Raw genomic sequence first — 16,107 nt, 5'->3', positions numbered from 1 at the left:
GGCTCCCCGCAGACGCGAACTGAAAACCGGATTTTGCACGCATGAGTGGTGTCATTTGCGCGGACAGGTTATCCAAAACCCGATTGACGCCGCCGCCACCGGACGGTTTAGCTCGACGGCATGGCGCTGATCCCGCGCCGAATTCCAGCGACGGTGCCGGCATGAGCCTCCTGCCCTTCATCACCATCCCGACCCTGACGACCGAGCGTCTCGTCCTGCGCGGCCATCGGGCGGCCGATTTTGAGGGCAGCCTGGCGCTGTGGACGGATCCGGCGGTGATCCGTTTCATCGGCGGCCGTGCCTCGAGCGAGCAGGAAGTCTGGCAGCGCCTGCTGCGCTATGCCGGGATGTGGGGCCTGCTCGGCTACGGCTATTGGGCGATCACCGACCGCGCCGATGGCGCCTTTCTCGGCGAGGCCGGGCTGGCGGACCTGAAACGCGAAATCGAGCCACCGCTGGGCGGTGTCCCGGAGAGCGGCTGGGCCCTGCGCCCGTCGGCGCACGGTCGCGGGCTCGCCGGCGAGGCGATGCGGGCGGTGCTCGACTGGGCCGATACCTCGCTCGAGCAGCCCGAAACATGCTGCATCATCGACCCGGCCAACACCGCCTCGACCCGGCTGGCCGGCAAGCTGGACTACCAGGCGCGGCACACGGCCAAGCTGGCGGACAACGCGGTGACGGTGTTCTACCGCGATCGCCACACCACCGCGCCCTGACGAAGCCCCGCTCCAGGCGCGTGCAGCCTCGCCTTGCCGTGGCCGGTGCGCACCGCTAGCGTCGCGGCGAACGGGGGACGGGCGCCAAATTCCTGATTTGTCCCTGCGCTTGCCCAAGGCTGATCGCATGAAGCACTACGCCCGAACATTTTTGCTCACCCTGTTCGCCATCCTGCTGGGCTTTGCCGGCTTCAACGCGCTGATCGACCCGTTCGCGGTCACCGGAGCGCCGGACATTCCCGGCCTGACGGTGCGCGATACACGCCTGTACGGCGATGGCGGCCGGGTCCATGTCGGCGACCGGCTGGCGCGCGGCGGGGATACGGCGATCCTGTTGGGCTCCTCACGCACGGTTGACGGCTTCCCGCACGATCCCGCCGGCTGGCCGGGCGGCCTCTACAATGCCGGCATGCGCGGCACCAATATCTTCGAACTGTCGCAGGCCATGGTTCTGGCGGCGCGCAATCCGCAATTGCGCTGTGTCGTGATCGGTCTTGATCTCGATGAGTTCGGCACCCATTCCAAGGCCAAGGCGACTTATTGGCTCTCGACCCTGAATGACGGCAATCGGCCGCTCTCGCTGGCGCGGGTGTCGCTGTCGCCGAACACATTCGGCGCCGCGCTACAGCTGATCGCCGACAATCTCGGCGGCGGCGCGCCGCGTGTGCCCTGGGCCGACACCTATCCGGCCGGCGCCCAGCGTGAGCGTTATGAAAGCGGCGTGCGCGGAATATACGGCTTCTATCTCGGCTATAGTTTCGATCCGGGCCGCGTCGCCCTGTTCGAGCAGGCTCTTGATGCCCTGACATCGAATGGCATCCAGGTCATCGGCTTCATCCACCCGCTGCATGTCTGGCGCGAGGAAGCCCTGTTCCGCGCCGGTCGCGGCGACACCTATTTCGAGATGCGCCGCACGCTGAGCGATCTGTTCGAGCGCCATGCCTCGGCCCCGGCAGCCAATGCCTGTATCGAGGGCGACGCGGCCATGCTGTGGGATTTTTCCGGCTTTCGCGATTTCGCCACCCTGCCGGCCCCCGGCCCCGAACAGAGCCGGGCGCATCCGGCCTTCTATGAACCCTCCCACTACCTGCCCCATATCGGCCAGGCGATGCTGGACACGATGCGCGGCGAAACCGGCGGGGTTGACGGGCTGACGGGCCTGCGCCTGACGACGGACAATCTCGAGGCCAGCGCCGAAGCGATCCGGGAGCGGCGGCAGCGCTGGCTGGAAACGGCGGACGGACAGGCCGTCAGCGGGCTGTTCGATGCGCTCGAAGCCGCCGGCCCCGCGGCGGAAGTCGAAACGGCGCAATACCTGAGCCGTGACGACCGGATCAGCCTTGAGAACAAGATCAGCCGCATTGCGCCGGACCGCGCAGAGCGTTAGGACCCGTCCCGGATACGACGGCCCGGAAACGAAGGATTGACCGATGACTGTGCATTACCACCGCGGCGACTTGCCCGCCGATCTCGACCTGGGCCCGCTGGTGGCCATCGACACCGAAACCCTGGGCCTGTCGCTGACGCGTGACGCGCTGTGCGTCGTGCAGCTTTCATCCGGTGATGGCGATGCGCATGTCGTGCAGCTGATCCGCCCGGACTATGACTGTCCCAACCTGAAAGCCCTGCTGGGCGATCCGGCGGTCGAGAAAATTCTCCACTTCGCGCGCTTTGACGTCGCGATGGTCGAGCGGAGCCTCGGTGTCACCATGGCGCCGGTTTTCTGCACCAAGATCGCCTCCAAGCTGTGCCGCACCTATACCGACCGGCACGGCCTGAAGGATGTGACGCGCGAACTGGTCGGCGTCGACATGAACAAGCAACAGCAGAGCTCCGACTGGGGTGCCGATGAATTGTCGAAGGCCCAGCTGGAATACGCCGCCTCCGACGTGCTCTACCTGCACCAGTTGCGCGAGCGGCTGACGATGATGCTCGAGCGCGAAGGCCGGATGGAGATGGCGAAAGCCTGCTTCGATTTCCTGCCGATGCGGGCGAAACTCGATCTCGCAGGCTGGCCCGATACCGATATTTTCGCCCACGCCTGAGCGGGTATGCCTTGAAAAGGCCAGCAAAGGCTGGTCTTTGTTGCGCGGTCAGGCTGTGCCTGCCGTTTGCGAGATGATGATCTGTCGATGAGTACGACCGCAACCCCCGGCCTCGAGCTGCTCCAGCCCACAATGCACGGCAATTGGGAACCACGCCGCGCATTGACGCTGAGCGCCGCCCGGCGCCGGACCGCTTTTGTCCGCATGCTGCGCTTCGTTTTCATCGCCGCGATCATCGCCCTGGTCGCGCTGCTCGCCGCGCAATTATACATCGGATCGTCCGGGGCACCGACCGTGCCGGCCGAGGCTGTGAGCACCGATGTGCGCATGGTCAATCCGCGCATCACCGGCCGCGACGAGAATCTGACGCCCTACGCGCTCACCGCCGATGTCGCAGTGCGCCGCCGTGACAACGCCACCGGGCTGACCGAGCTGGAACGGCCCCGGCTCGACTATGACTTCCTCAACACCAGCGCGAATGCATCGGAGGTCCTGGCCCAGACAGGCACGTTCGATCCCGCCAACCGGATTCTCGACCTGTATTCCGACGTCAATCTGAATACCGATAACGGCTATAGCTTCGCCTCGGAACACGCGCGGATCTTCCTGCGCGAGGAGCGCGTGACCGGCGAACTGCCGGTGACCGGATCAGGTCCGGTCGGCACGATCACCGCTGACCGCTATGAAATTCACGAAGGTGGTAATCGCGTCATTTTTGAAGGCAATGTACATGCGCGTATTGTACAGGCCCGTACCGCCCCCAGCGAAGGAGAGGATCAATGATCCGCCTGCTTGTCCGACTGACCGCCCTGTCCTGCCTCCTGCTGGCGCCGCTGGCGGGTGCCCACGCCCAGATCGGGGATTCCTCACAACCGCTCGACACCATCGCCGACCGGATCGAAAATCTCGACAGCGAGGGCCGCACCATCCTGACCGGCCATGTCGATATCACCCAGGGCGACCGCCGGATCATGGCGGACCGGGTCGAGCTGGTCTGGACCCAGCCGGAAGATGGCAGCCGCGGCGATATCGAACGCGTCGTGGCGACCGGCCATGTGCGCTATTTCTCTCCGATGCAGAACGCCACCGGCGATCTTGGCGTTTACGAAATGGGCCAGGACACCATCACCCTCACGGGCGATGTCGTCATCACCCAGGGCGAGAATGTCATCACCACCACCCGTTTTGTCTCCAACCTGACCTCCGGAAATTCCAATTTCGGTGAGGAGGGCAATGGCGCCCCGGTCCGGGCCGTGATCTATCCGCGCGGCAGTGAGCCGGCCCCCGCCGACGGCAATGGCGACGGCACCGGCGGCCTCTAGAATTCCGATCGAGAGCAAGTTGAGCATGACAATGACCGAAGACGCCGCCGCGGCCCCGTCCGCGCTGAGCACGGGACTGGTGGTCGAGGCCATCGGCAAGACCTATCGCAAGCGTCCGGTCGTGAAGGGCGTGTCGCTGTCGCTGCAACGCGGTGAAGTCGCCGGCCTGCTCGGGCCGAACGGTGCCGGCAAGACGACCTGTTTCTACATGATCACCGGTCTCGTCGAGGTTGATTACGGCCGCATCCTGCTCGATGGCGAGGATATCACCCGCCTGCCCATGTATCAGCGCGCCCGGCTGGGCATTGGTTATCTGCCGCAGGAGAAGTCGATCTTCCAGGGCATGACCGTGCGCGAAAACGTCCTCGCCGTCGCCGAAGTGGTGGAGAAGGACCGCAAGCAACGCCACGAGCTGGTCGATCAATTGCTCGAGGAATTGCGCATTTCCCATCTGGCCAATGCACCGGCCCCCTCGCTGTCGGGCGGCGAGCGCCGCCGGGTCGAGATCGCCCGTGCGCTGGCGACCCGGCCCTCATTCATGCTGCTCGACGAGCCCTTCGCCGGGATCGACCCGCTGGCAATCGCCGATATTCGCGATCTGATCCGCTTCCTGAAAGACCGCGGTATCGGCATCCTGATTACCGACCACAATGTTCGCGAAACCCTTGAAATCACGGACCGCGCGACGATCATCCATGAGGGTGAAGTGCTGTTCGAGGGCGCGCCGGACGCCATCCGCGCCGATCCCGATGTGCGCCGCGTTTATCTCGGGGAAAGCTTTGCCTGATTAACTTCTGCCGTAAACCACCACGCAGAGGCGTTCATGGCCGGACTGATGCAAAAGCTGGAGATGCGCCAGGGTCAATCCCTGGTGATGACGCCCCAGCTACAACAAGCCATCAAGCTGTTGCAGCTCTCGAATATCGAGCTTGCCGAGTTCGTGGAACGCGAGCTTGAACAAAACCCCCTGCTCGAGCGTGACGACCGCAGTGAAAGCGCCGAATCAACGCGCCAGGAAAGCGACAACGAGCCGCGCGAACTCGAATTCACGGCCGCCAACGGCGACGCCGCCGACGCCATCGATGCCGATTCGGACATGCTGCATGGCGAAGACTCCAAGTCCGACCTGTCCGGCGTTGAAACGGCGCAGGCCGGTGATTCGGTCGGTATGGGCGCCAGCACCTGGTCGTCCACCGGCAGCGCCGGCGGCTCCTTCAATGGCGAGGAATACGACGCGATCGCCAATTCATCGCGCGACATCTCCCTGGCCGAACACCTGCACGAACAACTCTCGACCGCGACCTCGGATCCGATCGACCGGCTGATCGGGGCGCATCTGATCGACCTGGCCGACGAAGACGGCTATCTGCGCACGGATCTCGATGAAATCGCCCTCCGCCTCGGCCTCGACCGCGCCCGTATCGAATCGGTGCTCAGCCTGACACAGACTTTCGAGCCCGCCGGGGTGATGGCCCGCGACCTGGCCGAATGCCTGGCGCTGCAGCTGAAAGAGATGGACCGGCTCGACCCGGCCATGGCGACCCTGCTCGACAATCTCGAGCGCCTGGCCAAGCATGACTATACCGCACTGAAAGCACTGTGCGGCGTCGATGGCGAGGACCTCGACGACATGATCTCCGAAATCAAGGCACTGACGCCCAAGCCCGGCCTCGCTTTTGGAACGGAATCGACGCGCTCGGTGGAGCCGGATGTCTATATCCGCCAGGCTCCCGATGGCGGCTGGCATGTGGAACTGAATTCGGAAACCCTGCCGCGGGTTCTGGTGAACAACCGATATTACAATGAAATCAACGCGGCGGCCCGCAATGAGTCCGAGCGCAGCTTCATCACCGAATGCAGCCAGAACGCCAGCTGGCTGGTGAAGAGCCTCGACCAGCGCGCCCGCACCATCCTCAAGGTTTCCAGCGAAATCGTGCGCCAGCAGGACCTGTTCCTCGTCCATGGTGTCGCATATTTGCGACCCCTGAATCTGAAGACTGTCGCCGATGCGATCGGGATGCACGAATCAACCGTCAGCCGGGTAACGTCCAACAAATACGTCTCGACACCGCGCGGCATGTTCGAGCTGAAATACTTTTTCACCTCATCCATCCCCTCGGCCGGCGGTGGCGAATCCCATTCGGCAGAGGCCGTGCGGCACAAGATCAAACTCCTCATCCAGCAGGAAACCGCTGACGATGTCCTGTCCGATGACAAGCTTGTCGAGCTTTTGCACGATGAGGGGATTGAAATCGCCCGCCGGACTGTGGCCAAATACCGTGAGGCGTTGAATATCCCCTCATCGGTTCAACGCCGCCGCATGTTGAAACGTGCCAGCTGACGTCGGGCCGAATCTCGCATGACAGTGCTACTTGTGCCACTTATGATGTGGTCGCGGTGCAACCAGCGACGGCGATTGACTCCCGACACAGCCCGCGACTAGGTTCCGCCCGCAATCCGGGGGGAGGCGGAATGGTTTAATGGACGCCTCACAAGCTGGTGTATGGCCAGCGGGAAGGAGCGCATGCACATTCAAGTTGTCAGCAAAGGCATCGACGTCAGCGATAGTCTGAGGGCCCAGATCCTTGGACGCGTGGAAGACGGCGTTGCGAAATATTTCAATCGTCCCGCAGAAGCCCATATCGCGATTTCACGCGAGGGAATCGGGTTTCGCGTTGACTGCTCGCTGCACCTGCCATCAGGCATGATGCTGCAGGCCCATGACAGCGCCGAGGATGCCTACAAGGCCGCCGACGGCACGATGGACAAGCTTGAGAAGCGGCTGCGCCGCTACAAGCGCAAACTCAAGAATCACCGCCACGATCACAAGGCCGATCTGCCGGCCGAGACGCTGCCGATCGTCGTCCTCAAGAGTATGCGCGATGCCTATTCCGAGGAAGACGAGGATCATGTCGATGAGGTCCAGGCCGACGCGCCCGAACCGATTGTCATCGCCGAGCATGCCGGCGAGTTTCGCACCCTGACAGTTGGCATGGCCTCGCTGGAGCTCGATGCGGCAGATTCGCCTTTCCTGATGTTCCGCAATGCCGCAAATGGCGGACTGAACATCGTGTATCGGCGCCCGGACGGCCATATTGGCTGGCTGGACCCTGCCCGCGTGACCTCGGCCTGACAGACCAAAAACAGAGTTGTTTTATCATGGCATTAGCAGATCTGATACCCGATGGCGGCGCCAGCGTTGATTTTGGTGCGTCCAGCCGCAAGCAGGCCCTGCAGGCCATGTCGGAAACGGCCGCGCTGGCGACAGGGCTGAATGCGCGCACCATTTTCGAGGCCGTACTGCAGCGTGAACGCCTTGGTTCGACCGGTGTCGGCCAGGGCGTCGCGATCCCGCACGCCCGGCTACCGGGGATTGATCAGGTGATCGGCTTTTTCATGCGGTTGCGCGCGCCGGTCGATTTCGAATCGATCGACGGCCAGCCCGCCGACCTGATCTTCCTGCTGCTGGCCCCGGAAGATGCCGGTGCCGAACACCTCAAGGCCCTGGCCCGCGTCTCGCGCATGCTGCGCCGGGAAGATGTGCGCCAGCGCCTGCGGGCCGCCCCCGACGCCGAGGCCGTCTATGCCGTGCTGGCCGGTGAGCCCGCCACCGACGCCGCCTGAGACCGACAGTCGTGTCCCGGACCTGATCGCCGCCGCCTGCGGCAAATCGCGTCAGCCGGTCGCTGACGGGATTTATGTGTATGCTTGGCTCCAGGAACCAACTGGCGCCGGAGCCCGTCATGCGCACCCAGATCAATGAGTTGCTGGCAAGAATCCAGACGCTGGAGGCCGAACTCGAGGAACAGCTGGCCGAGAAGCGGCGCAGCTATGGCTACAAGCTCGAGCAGGGCCGCCTCTTCATCACGCGCGAGGCCCGCGAGCGCCAGACCGCGCTGAAGCTGGGACTGCGGCGCTATCTGCTCGACAGCGGCATCCTGACCATCCTCACGGCGCCCTTCATCTATGCCGTCGCGATCCCGATCTTCCTGCTCGATGTCGTGGCGAGCCTGTATCAGGCCATCTGCTTTCGGGTTTACGGCATCAAGCAGGTCAGGCGGCGGGACTATGTGGTCTATGATCGCCACCGGCTGCCCTATCTCAACCTGATCCAGAAGGTGAACTGCTTCTACTGCGCCTACGCCAATGGCGTCATCGCCTATGTCCACGAGATTGGTTCACGCACCGAACAATACTGGTGCCCGATCAAGCATGCCGCGCGCGTCCGCGGCACGCACCGGCGCTATGACGAGTTTCTCGAATATGGTGATGTCTCGGACTATCCCGACAGCCTGGAGAGCCAGCGCGACGACCTGCGCCGGGAAGAGGACGACCCGCCGGCCCCGTAAGACCCGAACAGCAAAAGCCCCGCCGGAAGACCCGCGGGGCATTTTGTTGTGCAGCTTCGCCTGGAGGATGTTGAGCCAGGGATGACCGGAGTGTCCGCCTTCGCCGAGAAGGCTGCGGCGGGTCATCCTTCGCTCGAATTGAGCGTTGGGCCAGCCCGGAGGTAGCTCGCGCAGCGGGCGCCAAATGATGTTGAGCATGCGGAGAGTGGGCGTCCGCCTTCGCCTTCGGCTATGGCGGGACATCCTTCGCTCGAATTGAGCGTTGGGCCTGCCCGGCCGTAGCTCGCGCAGCGAGCGCCAAATGATGTTGAGGCCGGACTGACCGGGGTGTCCGCCTTCGCCTCCGGCTATGGCGGGACATCCTTCGCTCGAATTGAGCGTTGGGCCTGCCCGGCCGTAGCTCGCGCAGCGAGCGAAGGATGGTGGAGCCAGACGGAATCGAACCGACGACCTCTTGCATGCCATGCAAGCGCTCTCCCAACTGAGCTATGGCCCCATTATCCTGTCCGCCGCGATGGGGTGCGGCGAGAGGCGCGGAAACTAGTCCCGCTTTTCATACGGATCAAGCCTTCACGCAGCGCCATGTGCAGCGCCATGACGGCGGCGTCAACTGTCCTCGTCATCACCCGTGGAGAATTCGGCGAAATCATCGTCCTCATCATCGTTGAGCAGGACCGTATTGTCATCCTCATCGACGGGATCTTCGCCGTCATCTTCCTCGAATCCATCGGGAATATCGTCGCTGAGGCCCGAACCCTCATCGTCGTCATCCTCGTCGACCACGATTTCATCGCCGCCTTCGCCGACTTCCGGCGTGTCATCAACCTCATCCTCGAAACCGTCGGCCTCGGCGGGCGCGGCCTTGACCGGCGCCTCGTCATCCTCGACGGACTCCGCGACAGGCTTCAGCGACAGCGACACCAGTTCGGGATCGAACTCATTGCCGCATTTCGGACAACGCGCCGGGCGGCGGCCCAGATCGTAGAATTTGGCGGCGCACTTCGGGCATGTGCGCTTGGAACCCAGTTCATGCTTGGCCATGACATCCCTTCACAACCGGTTTTTGTTTTTCGGCGCGACCCGTTGCCACGATCACCGCGCTCTGTCAAAACCTGATCGCCGTCTTCCCACCCCAATCGTTGAATTTTCGTTGATGACCCAGCTTGCCCCCCCATTGCAAGGCCCGTTTCTCGCTCGCCAGAGCGGTCCGCTGAGCGGCACCCTTGCCGCGCCTGCCGACAAGTCGGTCTCGCATCGCGCCCTGATTTTCGCTGCACTGGCCCATGGCGAGAGCCGCATTGAGGGCCTGCTCGAAAGCGAGGATGTGCTCAATACCGCCAGGGCGGTCGCAGCACTCGGCGCCGGGGTCGAGCGCCTCGGGCCCGGCAGCTGGCGCGTCAGCGGCACTGGCGGCCGCTTCACGACGCCTGAGGCCCCACTCGACTTCGGCAATTCCGGTACCGGCGTGCGTTTGATGATGGGGGCGATTGCCGGCAGCGGCGCCGGCGCCGTCTTCACCGGCGATGCCAGCCTGTCGAGCCGGCCGATGCGCCGCGTCACCGATCCGCTTGAATTGATGGGTGCCCGTTTCGCGAGCACCGATGGACGCCTGCCGGCGACGCTGACGCCATCAACCCTGCACGGCATTGCCTATGCGCCGCCGATCGCCTCGGCGCAGGTGAAATCGGCCGTGTTGCTGGCCGGGCTCGGCGCCGAGGGCGAGACCATCATCACCGAACACCATGCGACGCGGGACCATACCGAGACGATGTTGCGGGCCTTCGGCGTCAGCCTCGACATCACCCGCACCGAGGCAGGGATCCGCATCAGCCTGCCCGGACCACAATCGCTGCAGGCGCGCGATGTGAGTGTGCCGGGGGATCCGTCCTCGATCGGATTTGCGCTGGTGGCGGCCCTCATCATCCCCGGCTCGAATATCCGCATCACCGGCGTGATGGACAATCCGGCCCGTACCGGCCTGATCGAGACCCTCAGGGAGATGGGCGCCGACCTGGACATTACGCCCGGACCGGACATGGCCGGCGAGCGCACGATGAATATCATTGCCCGGGCCTCGCAGCTGCAGGGCGTCAATGTGCCGGCTGAACGCGCGCCGTCGATGATCGACGAATATCCGGTGCTCGGCGTCGCCGCCGCCTTCGCCACCGGCACCACGCACATGGCCGGCCTTGCCGAGTTGCGCGCCAAGGAAAGCGACCGTCTCGCCGGCACCGCCGATCTGCTCGGCCGCAATGGCGTCGAGGTCGAGGCCGGCGAGGACAGCCTGACGGTTCACGGCAAGGGCCCCGGCCAGGTCGCCGGCGGCGGCATGGTGGCAACCCATCACGACCATCGCCTGGCGATGAGTGCGCTCGTGCTCGGGCTTGCGGCACAGAAGGCGGTGAGCATTGACGATGCGGCGATGATCGCGACCAGCTATCCCGGTTTCGCCGATGACATGAAGGCGCTCGGCGCCATACTGGAGCCTGCGTGACATGATTATCGCCGTTGATGGACCGCTCGCTTCGGGCAAGGGCACGATCGCCAAGGCGCTGGCGCGCCATTTCGCCCTGCCCCATCTCGATACCGGATCGCTTTACCGCGCCACGGCGGTTGCCGTCCTCGATGCCGGGATTGATCCGGCCGATGAAGCGGCGGCAGCCGCGGCAGCTCGCGCCCTCGATATCGCCGGCATTGACGAGGCCCGGATCCGCACCGCACAGGCCGGCGCAATGGCCTCACGCGTGGCTGCCCTGCCGGCCGTGCGGGCCGCGCTCTATGAATTGCAGCGCGATTTCGCCTCACAGACGGGCGGCGCCATCCTGGACGGGCGTGATATCGGCACGGTGATCTGCCCGGATGCCGATGTGAAACTCTATGTGACGGCCAATGCCGAAACCCGGGCCGAGCGGCGCTGGCGCGAACTGGCGGCCAAGGGCGATCCGATCAGCTATGAAACCGTGCTCGCCCAGACGCGCGAACGCGATGCACGCGACACCGAGCGCGCCGATGCACCGATGCGGCCCGCCGATGACGCAACCTTGCTTGATACCTCGTCCTTGAGTATAGACGCGGCGATCGCCGCTGCCATACAGATTGTGGAAAACGCCAACAAGGCGTGATCCGCGAAGGCTTTGGCGGTCACAAACCGGGCTTACCGACTTCAAATCGCGCGCGATTTCACCATCGCTGCGAGCGTTGACGCCGGTGCCCATGGAAAAACCCCTTGCCGGGCCATCTTGGCCCAGCGGTGCGAATTACCCCGCTTTTGCGGCTCGCATCGCATTCTGGAGCAACCTCTTACATGTCTACCGAAACCCTTTCCCCGACGACCGACGATTTTGCCGCCATGCTGGAAGCCAGCCTGGCTGGCCGTGACCTTGCCGAAGGCCAGGTCATCAAGGGCATCGTCACCGCAATTGAAAATGATGCCGTCGTCGTCGACGTAGGTCTCAAGACCGAAGGCCGCATTCCGGTCCGTGAATTCACCGGCCCCGGTTCGAAAGCCCCGGTCGTGGGTGATGAAGTCGAAGTCTTCCTCGAGCGCATCGAAAACGCCCTCGGTGAAGCCATGCTGTCGCGCGACAAGGCTCGCCGCGAAGAAAGCTGGGATCGCCTCGAGCAGTCCTTCGAAAAAAAAGAACCTGTCAACGGTGCCATCGTCGGCCGCGTCAAGGGTGGTTTCACGGTCGATCTGGGCGGCGCCAGCGCCTTCCTGCCGGGCTCGCAAGTCGATATCCGCCCTGTGCGCGATGTCGGCCCGCTGATGAACCAGGAACAGCCTTTCGCCGTTCTCAAAATGGACCGTCCGCGCGGCAATATCGTCGTCTCGCGCCGGGCCGTTCTCGAAGAATCGCGTGCCGAGCAGCGTGCGGAACTCGTCGGTCAGCTGGCGGAGGGTGAAGCCCGTGACGGTATCGTCAAGAACATCACCGATTACGGCGCATTCGTCGATCTCGGCGGTATTGACGGCCTGCTGCACGTCACCGACATGTCCTGGAGCCGCGTGGGTCATCCGTCCGAAGTGGTCGAAGTTGGTCAAAACGTCAAAGTTCAGATCATCAAGATCAACAAGGAGACCCAGCGTATCTCCCTCGGCATGAAACAGCTGATGTCCGATCCGTGGGAAGGCGTTGCCGCCAAATACCCTGTCGGCGCCACCTTCACCGGCCGCGTGACCAATATCGCCGAATACGGTGCCTTCGTTGAACTCGAAGAAGGCGTTGAAGGCCTGGTCCACGTCTCCGAAATGAGCTGGACCAAGAAGAATATCCACCCAGGCAAGATCCTTTCGACCTCCCAGGAAGTCGAAGTCATGGTTCTCGATGTCGACGCCGACAAGCGCCGCATCTCGCTCGGCGTCAAACAGACCCAGCGCAATCCATGGGAAGTCTTCGCGGAAAACTATCCGGCGGGCTCGCAGATCCAGGGCGAAGTCAAGAACATCACCGAATTCGGTCTGTTCGTTGGCCTGGAAGGCGAAATCGACGGCATGGTTCACCTCTCCGACATCTCCTGGGATCAGTCGGGCGAGCAAGCCATCGAAGCCTTCAAGAAGGGCGACCTGGTCGACGCGAAAGTGCTCGACGTTGATATCGACAAGGAACGCGTTTCCCTCGGCATCAAGCAACTGGCTGGCGATCCGATGGATTCCTCCGGTGCCAATCGCGGTGACACCGTGACCTGTACGGTCACTGAAATCACCTCCGGCGGTATCGAAGTCACCTTCGGCGACGACGCCGCGGTCAAGGCCTTCATCCGCAAGTCCGACCTGTCGCGCGATCGCGCTGAACAGCGTCCGGAGCGTTTTGCGGTCGGCGACAAGGTTGATGCCCGCATCACCAATGTCGACAAGGCCTCGCGCCGGGTTTCGCTTTCGGTCAAGGCGCTGGAAATCGCTGACGAACGCGACGCTGTCGAACAGTACGGCTCGTCTGATGCCGGTGCCTCGCTTGGCGATATTCTCGGTGCAGCAATGCGCGAGAAAGATGCCGACAAGGGCGAATAAAATCTGTTGACCCCCAGGGGTTGATCGAGAAGGGCGGTCAGGGCTTGTTGTCCTGGCCGCCTTTTTTGAATCTGACGCATTGACGCGGGCGGTCGCAAAGGTCAGGTTTGAACTTTCAGGCGTGGAGTTGTCGCATGATCAAATCCGAGCTGATCGACAAATTGGCGGAAGCCAATCCTCATCTTTACCACCGGGATGTCGAGCGGGTGGTCAACACCATTCTCGATGGCATCACCGAATCCCTGGCGCGCGGCGAGCGCGTTGAATTGCGCGGATTCGGAGCCTTTTCCGTTCGTCACCGCCCCGCCCGCGTCGGTCGCAATCCGCGCACGGGTGAGAGTGTGGCCGTCAAGGAAAAGCACGTCCCCTTCTTCAAGACCGGCAAGGAGTTGCGCGAACGCGTCGACGCCTCACGGGCCTCGAAACTGACGCCGGCCTGATCGGCCTTGATCCGGGCCGGCATGGCTGGGTTCTGCCAGCCCTGACGCGCGCGCCATATCCATGAAGCTGACAATCCGCCTTCAGGCGGACAATCTATGCGGCACCGCCCATATCAGCCTCAGTGACTGTGACAGTGCCCGTTCCCGTTCCCAGCCCCGCATTCGGTAGTTGTCGCGTGCGGCGGGCGAACCGGAAGCGATGCCTGGACCTCTTGGGCCCGGGCACGCTCCGTTTCGCTGACTCTCACCCCGACCAATCCGGTCAGGGCATGCAGAGTCATTCAAGGCGGTCCCTTTCGGGTCGGTCACAGTCCAACCTCGAACCGCCGCCTGCGCGGCGCTGCCCATCGGCATCAGGCAGCGCCATGCCCCGGTTTCACCGCCTAGACCTTGCGGTGATAGTCAGCGTTGTCGCCGAGTTTGGCGAGCAGGCGCTCCAACCATCCAACCCAGCCGCCACCGAGTTTCCAGCGCAGGGCCTTGGCATCGAGCGCTTTGGGTGGCTGGGTTTCATGCATCAATTCATAGAATGTCATCTCGCTCTCCATCAGAAGCATGAGCTTGCTATAGCGCTCCAAATGCGGCATTGACCAACGGGTATTCAATGGTCTGCCATAAGCTGAATTTATGCCTGCCCCATTCCGCCTGCCGCCGATCAATGCCATACGCGTCTTCGAGACCGCGGCGCGGCTCGGCAATTTCACGCGCACGGGTGATGCCCTGGGCATGACCCAGGCCGCGGTGAGCTATCAGATCAAGCTGCTGGAGGACCGGCTCGGCTTTGCCCTGTTCGAGCGCAAGGCGCGCCATGTCGAACTGACCGCGCGCGGGGCGCAGCTCGCCAAGGGCACCACCGAAGCTTTCCGCCTGCTGGAACGGACTTTCCGCGATGTCCGTGAGGCGCGCGACAGCGTGCTGACCATCACCGCTCTGCCAACGTTTTGTTCCAACTGGCTGGTGCCACGCATCGGCTCCTTCCAGATGGACAATCCCGAGCTCGCCGTGCGCATCGACAGCCGTCCCGACCTGGTCGATATCCGTGCCGGTGATGCCGATATCGGCATCCGTCTCGGCGATGGAAGCTGGCCGGGCCTGGAAGCCCGCCGCCTGTTCGACGATACCGCGACCGCCCTGATCCCGGCCCGCACCGCCGGGCGGCACGGCCCCTTCACCACGCCGGATGATTTGTTGCGCCTGCGCCTGATCGGTCCGATGAATTGGTGGTGCGACTGGATGAGCGGCGCCGGGGGCGACGCATCGCGCCTGCCGGAGCGCCCGCATCTGGAGCTGGAAACACAGACAATGGAGGTCGCCGCTGCCATTGCCGCGGGAGACGCGGCCGTGATGGTCTCGCCGCTATATTTCGCTGAACAGATCGCGGCCGGCAGCCTGATCCAGCCTTTCACGCACGAAACCGGGCATGGCGAGGGCCACTGGCTGGTATTCGACAAGGCGCGCGCCAAAGAGCCGAAGATCGCAGCCTTCGTGCAATGGATGCTGTTCCAGCCGATGGCCTTCTGTCTCAATCGGCCACAACCGGCTTTCCCTCAGGACGGGGAAGGGCTAACTCCACAGCCATGACCGAGATCAAATTCTGTGGCCTGAAAACCGGGCGCGATGTCGCCGCCGCCGTCGAGGCCGGTGCGCGCTGGACCGGCTTTGTGGTGTTTGCCCGCAGCCCGCGCCACGTCTCGCCCAGCCTGGCCGGTGAACTGGCGCATCTGGCAAGCGGCACCGAGACCGTCGCCGTGACGGTCAATCCCGATGACGATCTGCTGGCCCAGATCCGCGACGCCATGCGGCCGGACTGGATCCAGCTGCACGGCAGCGAAAGCCCAGAGCGTATCGTTCAGGCCCGCGCCTATGCCCGCCAGGGGATTATCAAGGCGATCCCGGTCGCCAGCGCCGTCGATCTCGAGGCCGCGCGCGTCTATGACCGCGTCGCCGACAGGCTGTTGTTCGACGCCAAACCGCCCAAGGGCGCCGACCGGCCCGGTGGCTGGGGCGAGGGCTATGATTATGCCCTGCTGAAAAATCTGGATGTTTCTGTGCCCTGGCTCTTGTCCGGCGGGCTTGATGCCAGCAATGTCGCGGCAGCTATTGCGGCCTCCGGCGCCAGGGCTGTCGACGTGTCCTCGGGCATTGAATCAGCGCCCGGCATCAAGGATGCGGCACGGATACAAGCCTTTGCCGATGCGCTTGCCCCCCGGCGCACGGCCTGATCTGG

Annotated in this window: 18 protein-coding genes and 1 tRNA gene; 16 read left to right on the top strand and 3 right to left on the bottom strand. The window is 63.7% G+C overall.

Going from position 1 to position 16,107, the window contains the following annotated elements; genetic code table 11:
- The first annotated feature begins 161 nt into the window (after positions 1-161).
- The 10 genes from ACN0YL_RS06180 (at position 162) to ACN0YL_RS06135 (ending at position 8,432) form a co-directional block, all read left to right on the top strand.
- A complete protein-coding gene (locus tag ACN0YL_RS06180) occupies positions 162-716 on the top strand; it encodes a GNAT family N-acetyltransferase (protein WP_417497362.1) in 555 nt (184 codons plus the stop codon).
- A gap of 127 nt (positions 717-843) precedes the next feature.
- Entirely contained in the window at positions 844-2,103 is a 1,260-nt protein-coding gene (locus tag ACN0YL_RS06175; RefSeq protein WP_417497361.1) for a hypothetical protein, read from the top strand.
- Between the two features lie 43 nt (positions 2,104-2,146).
- Positions 2,147-2,761, top strand: a complete 615-nt coding sequence (locus ACN0YL_RS06170; protein ID WP_417497360.1) for a ribonuclease D — start codon at positions 2,147-2,149, stop codon at positions 2,759-2,761.
- A gap of 87 nt (positions 2,762-2,848) precedes the next feature.
- Positions 2,849-3,544: an LPS export ABC transporter periplasmic protein LptC gene (lptC, locus tag ACN0YL_RS06165; RefSeq protein ID WP_417467693.1), complete on the top strand. Its 696-nt coding sequence runs from the start codon at positions 2,849-2,851 to the stop codon at positions 3,542-3,544.
- The gene (locus ACN0YL_RS06160) at positions 3,541-4,083 is read left to right on the top strand and encodes an LptA/OstA family protein (RefSeq protein WP_417467695.1); all 543 of its coding nucleotides are present in this window, start codon (positions 3,541-3,543) and stop codon (positions 4,081-4,083) included. Before lptC ends, ACN0YL_RS06160 begins: the two co-directional genes overlap by 4 nt.
- A 25-nt stretch (positions 4,084-4,108) precedes the next feature.
- Positions 4,109-4,870 carry an LPS export ABC transporter ATP-binding protein gene (lptB, locus tag ACN0YL_RS06155; protein ID WP_417467697.1) on the top strand — a complete coding sequence of 254 codons (762 nt, stop codon included), beginning with the start codon at positions 4,109-4,111 and terminating at the stop codon, positions 4,868-4,870.
- A gap of 36 nt (positions 4,871-4,906) precedes the next feature.
- Entirely contained in the window at positions 4,907-6,424 is a 1,518-nt protein-coding gene (gene rpoN, locus ACN0YL_RS06150) for an RNA polymerase factor sigma-54 (RefSeq protein WP_417497359.1), read from the top strand.
- Between the two features lie 183 nt (positions 6,425-6,607).
- Positions 6,608-7,216, top strand: a complete 609-nt coding sequence (gene hpf, locus ACN0YL_RS06145) for a ribosome hibernation-promoting factor, HPF/YfiA family (protein WP_417490404.1) — start codon at positions 6,608-6,610, stop codon at positions 7,214-7,216.
- Positions 7,217-7,242: 26 nt separating this feature from the next.
- Entirely contained in the window at positions 7,243-7,707 is a 465-nt protein-coding gene (ptsN, locus tag ACN0YL_RS06140) for a PTS IIA-like nitrogen regulatory protein PtsN (RefSeq protein WP_417467703.1), read from the top strand.
- Positions 7,708-7,826: 119 nt separating this feature from the next.
- Positions 7,827-8,432: a hypothetical protein gene (locus ACN0YL_RS06135; RefSeq protein WP_417497358.1), complete on the top strand. Its 606-nt coding sequence runs from the start codon at positions 7,827-7,829 to the stop codon at positions 8,430-8,432.
- 420 nt (positions 8,433-8,852) lie between these two features.
- Here ACN0YL_RS06135 and ACN0YL_RS06130 read toward each other — a convergent pair.
- A tRNA-Ala gene (locus ACN0YL_RS06130) sits at positions 8,853-8,928 on the bottom strand.
- A gap of 110 nt (positions 8,929-9,038) precedes the next feature.
- Positions 9,039-9,473, bottom strand: a complete 435-nt coding sequence (locus ACN0YL_RS06125) for a TIGR02300 family protein (protein WP_417490401.1) — start codon at positions 9,471-9,473, stop codon at positions 9,039-9,041.
- 112 nt (positions 9,474-9,585) lie between these two features.
- Between ACN0YL_RS06125 and aroA the strand changes: the two genes are divergently transcribed.
- From aroA to ACN0YL_RS06105, 4 genes are all read left to right on the top strand, one after another.
- Positions 9,586-10,926 carry a 3-phosphoshikimate 1-carboxyvinyltransferase gene (gene aroA / locus ACN0YL_RS06120; RefSeq protein WP_417497357.1) on the top strand — a complete coding sequence of 447 codons (1,341 nt, stop codon included), beginning with the start codon at positions 9,586-9,588 and terminating at the stop codon, positions 10,924-10,926.
- A gap of 1 nt (position 10,927) precedes the next feature.
- A complete protein-coding gene (gene cmk, locus ACN0YL_RS06115) occupies positions 10,928-11,554 on the top strand; it encodes a (d)CMP kinase (RefSeq protein ID WP_417497356.1) in 627 nt (208 codons plus the stop codon).
- Between the two features lie 182 nt (positions 11,555-11,736).
- A complete protein-coding gene (gene rpsA, locus ACN0YL_RS06110) occupies positions 11,737-13,440 on the top strand; it encodes a 30S ribosomal protein S1 (protein WP_417467711.1) in 1,704 nt (567 codons plus the stop codon).
- 134 nt (positions 13,441-13,574) lie between these two features.
- Positions 13,575-13,880, top strand: coding sequence for an integration host factor subunit beta (locus ACN0YL_RS06105; RefSeq protein WP_417467713.1), 306 nt, complete (start codon positions 13,575-13,577; stop codon positions 13,878-13,880).
- Between the two features lie 383 nt (positions 13,881-14,263).
- Here ACN0YL_RS06105 and ACN0YL_RS06100 read toward each other — a convergent pair whose 3' ends face one another.
- Complete coding sequence (locus ACN0YL_RS06100; RefSeq protein ID WP_417490398.1) at positions 14,264-14,416, bottom strand: hypothetical protein; 153 nt, start codon at positions 14,414-14,416, stop codon at positions 14,264-14,266.
- 91 nt (positions 14,417-14,507) lie between these two features.
- On the opposite strand from ACN0YL_RS06100, the gene ACN0YL_RS06095 reads away from it, so the two are divergent.
- Both ACN0YL_RS06095 and ACN0YL_RS06090 read left to right on the top strand, forming a co-directional pair.
- Positions 14,508-15,461 carry a LysR substrate-binding domain-containing protein gene (locus tag ACN0YL_RS06095; RefSeq protein WP_417490397.1) on the top strand — a complete coding sequence of 318 codons (954 nt, stop codon included), beginning with the start codon at positions 14,508-14,510 and terminating at the stop codon, positions 15,459-15,461.
- Complete coding sequence (locus ACN0YL_RS06090) at positions 15,458-16,102, top strand: phosphoribosylanthranilate isomerase (RefSeq protein WP_417490396.1); 645 nt, start codon at positions 15,458-15,460, stop codon at positions 16,100-16,102. Before ACN0YL_RS06095 ends, ACN0YL_RS06090 begins: the two co-directional genes overlap by 4 nt.
- Positions 16,103-16,107 lie beyond the last annotated feature (5 nt).

Source organism: Maricaulis sp. (assembly GCF_048269565.1).
Lineage (GTDB): Bacteria > Pseudomonadota > Alphaproteobacteria > Caulobacterales > Maricaulaceae > Maricaulis.
The sequence above is the reverse complement of the archived record's forward strand: the minus strand, read 5'-3'. Positions and strand labels throughout refer to the sequence as shown.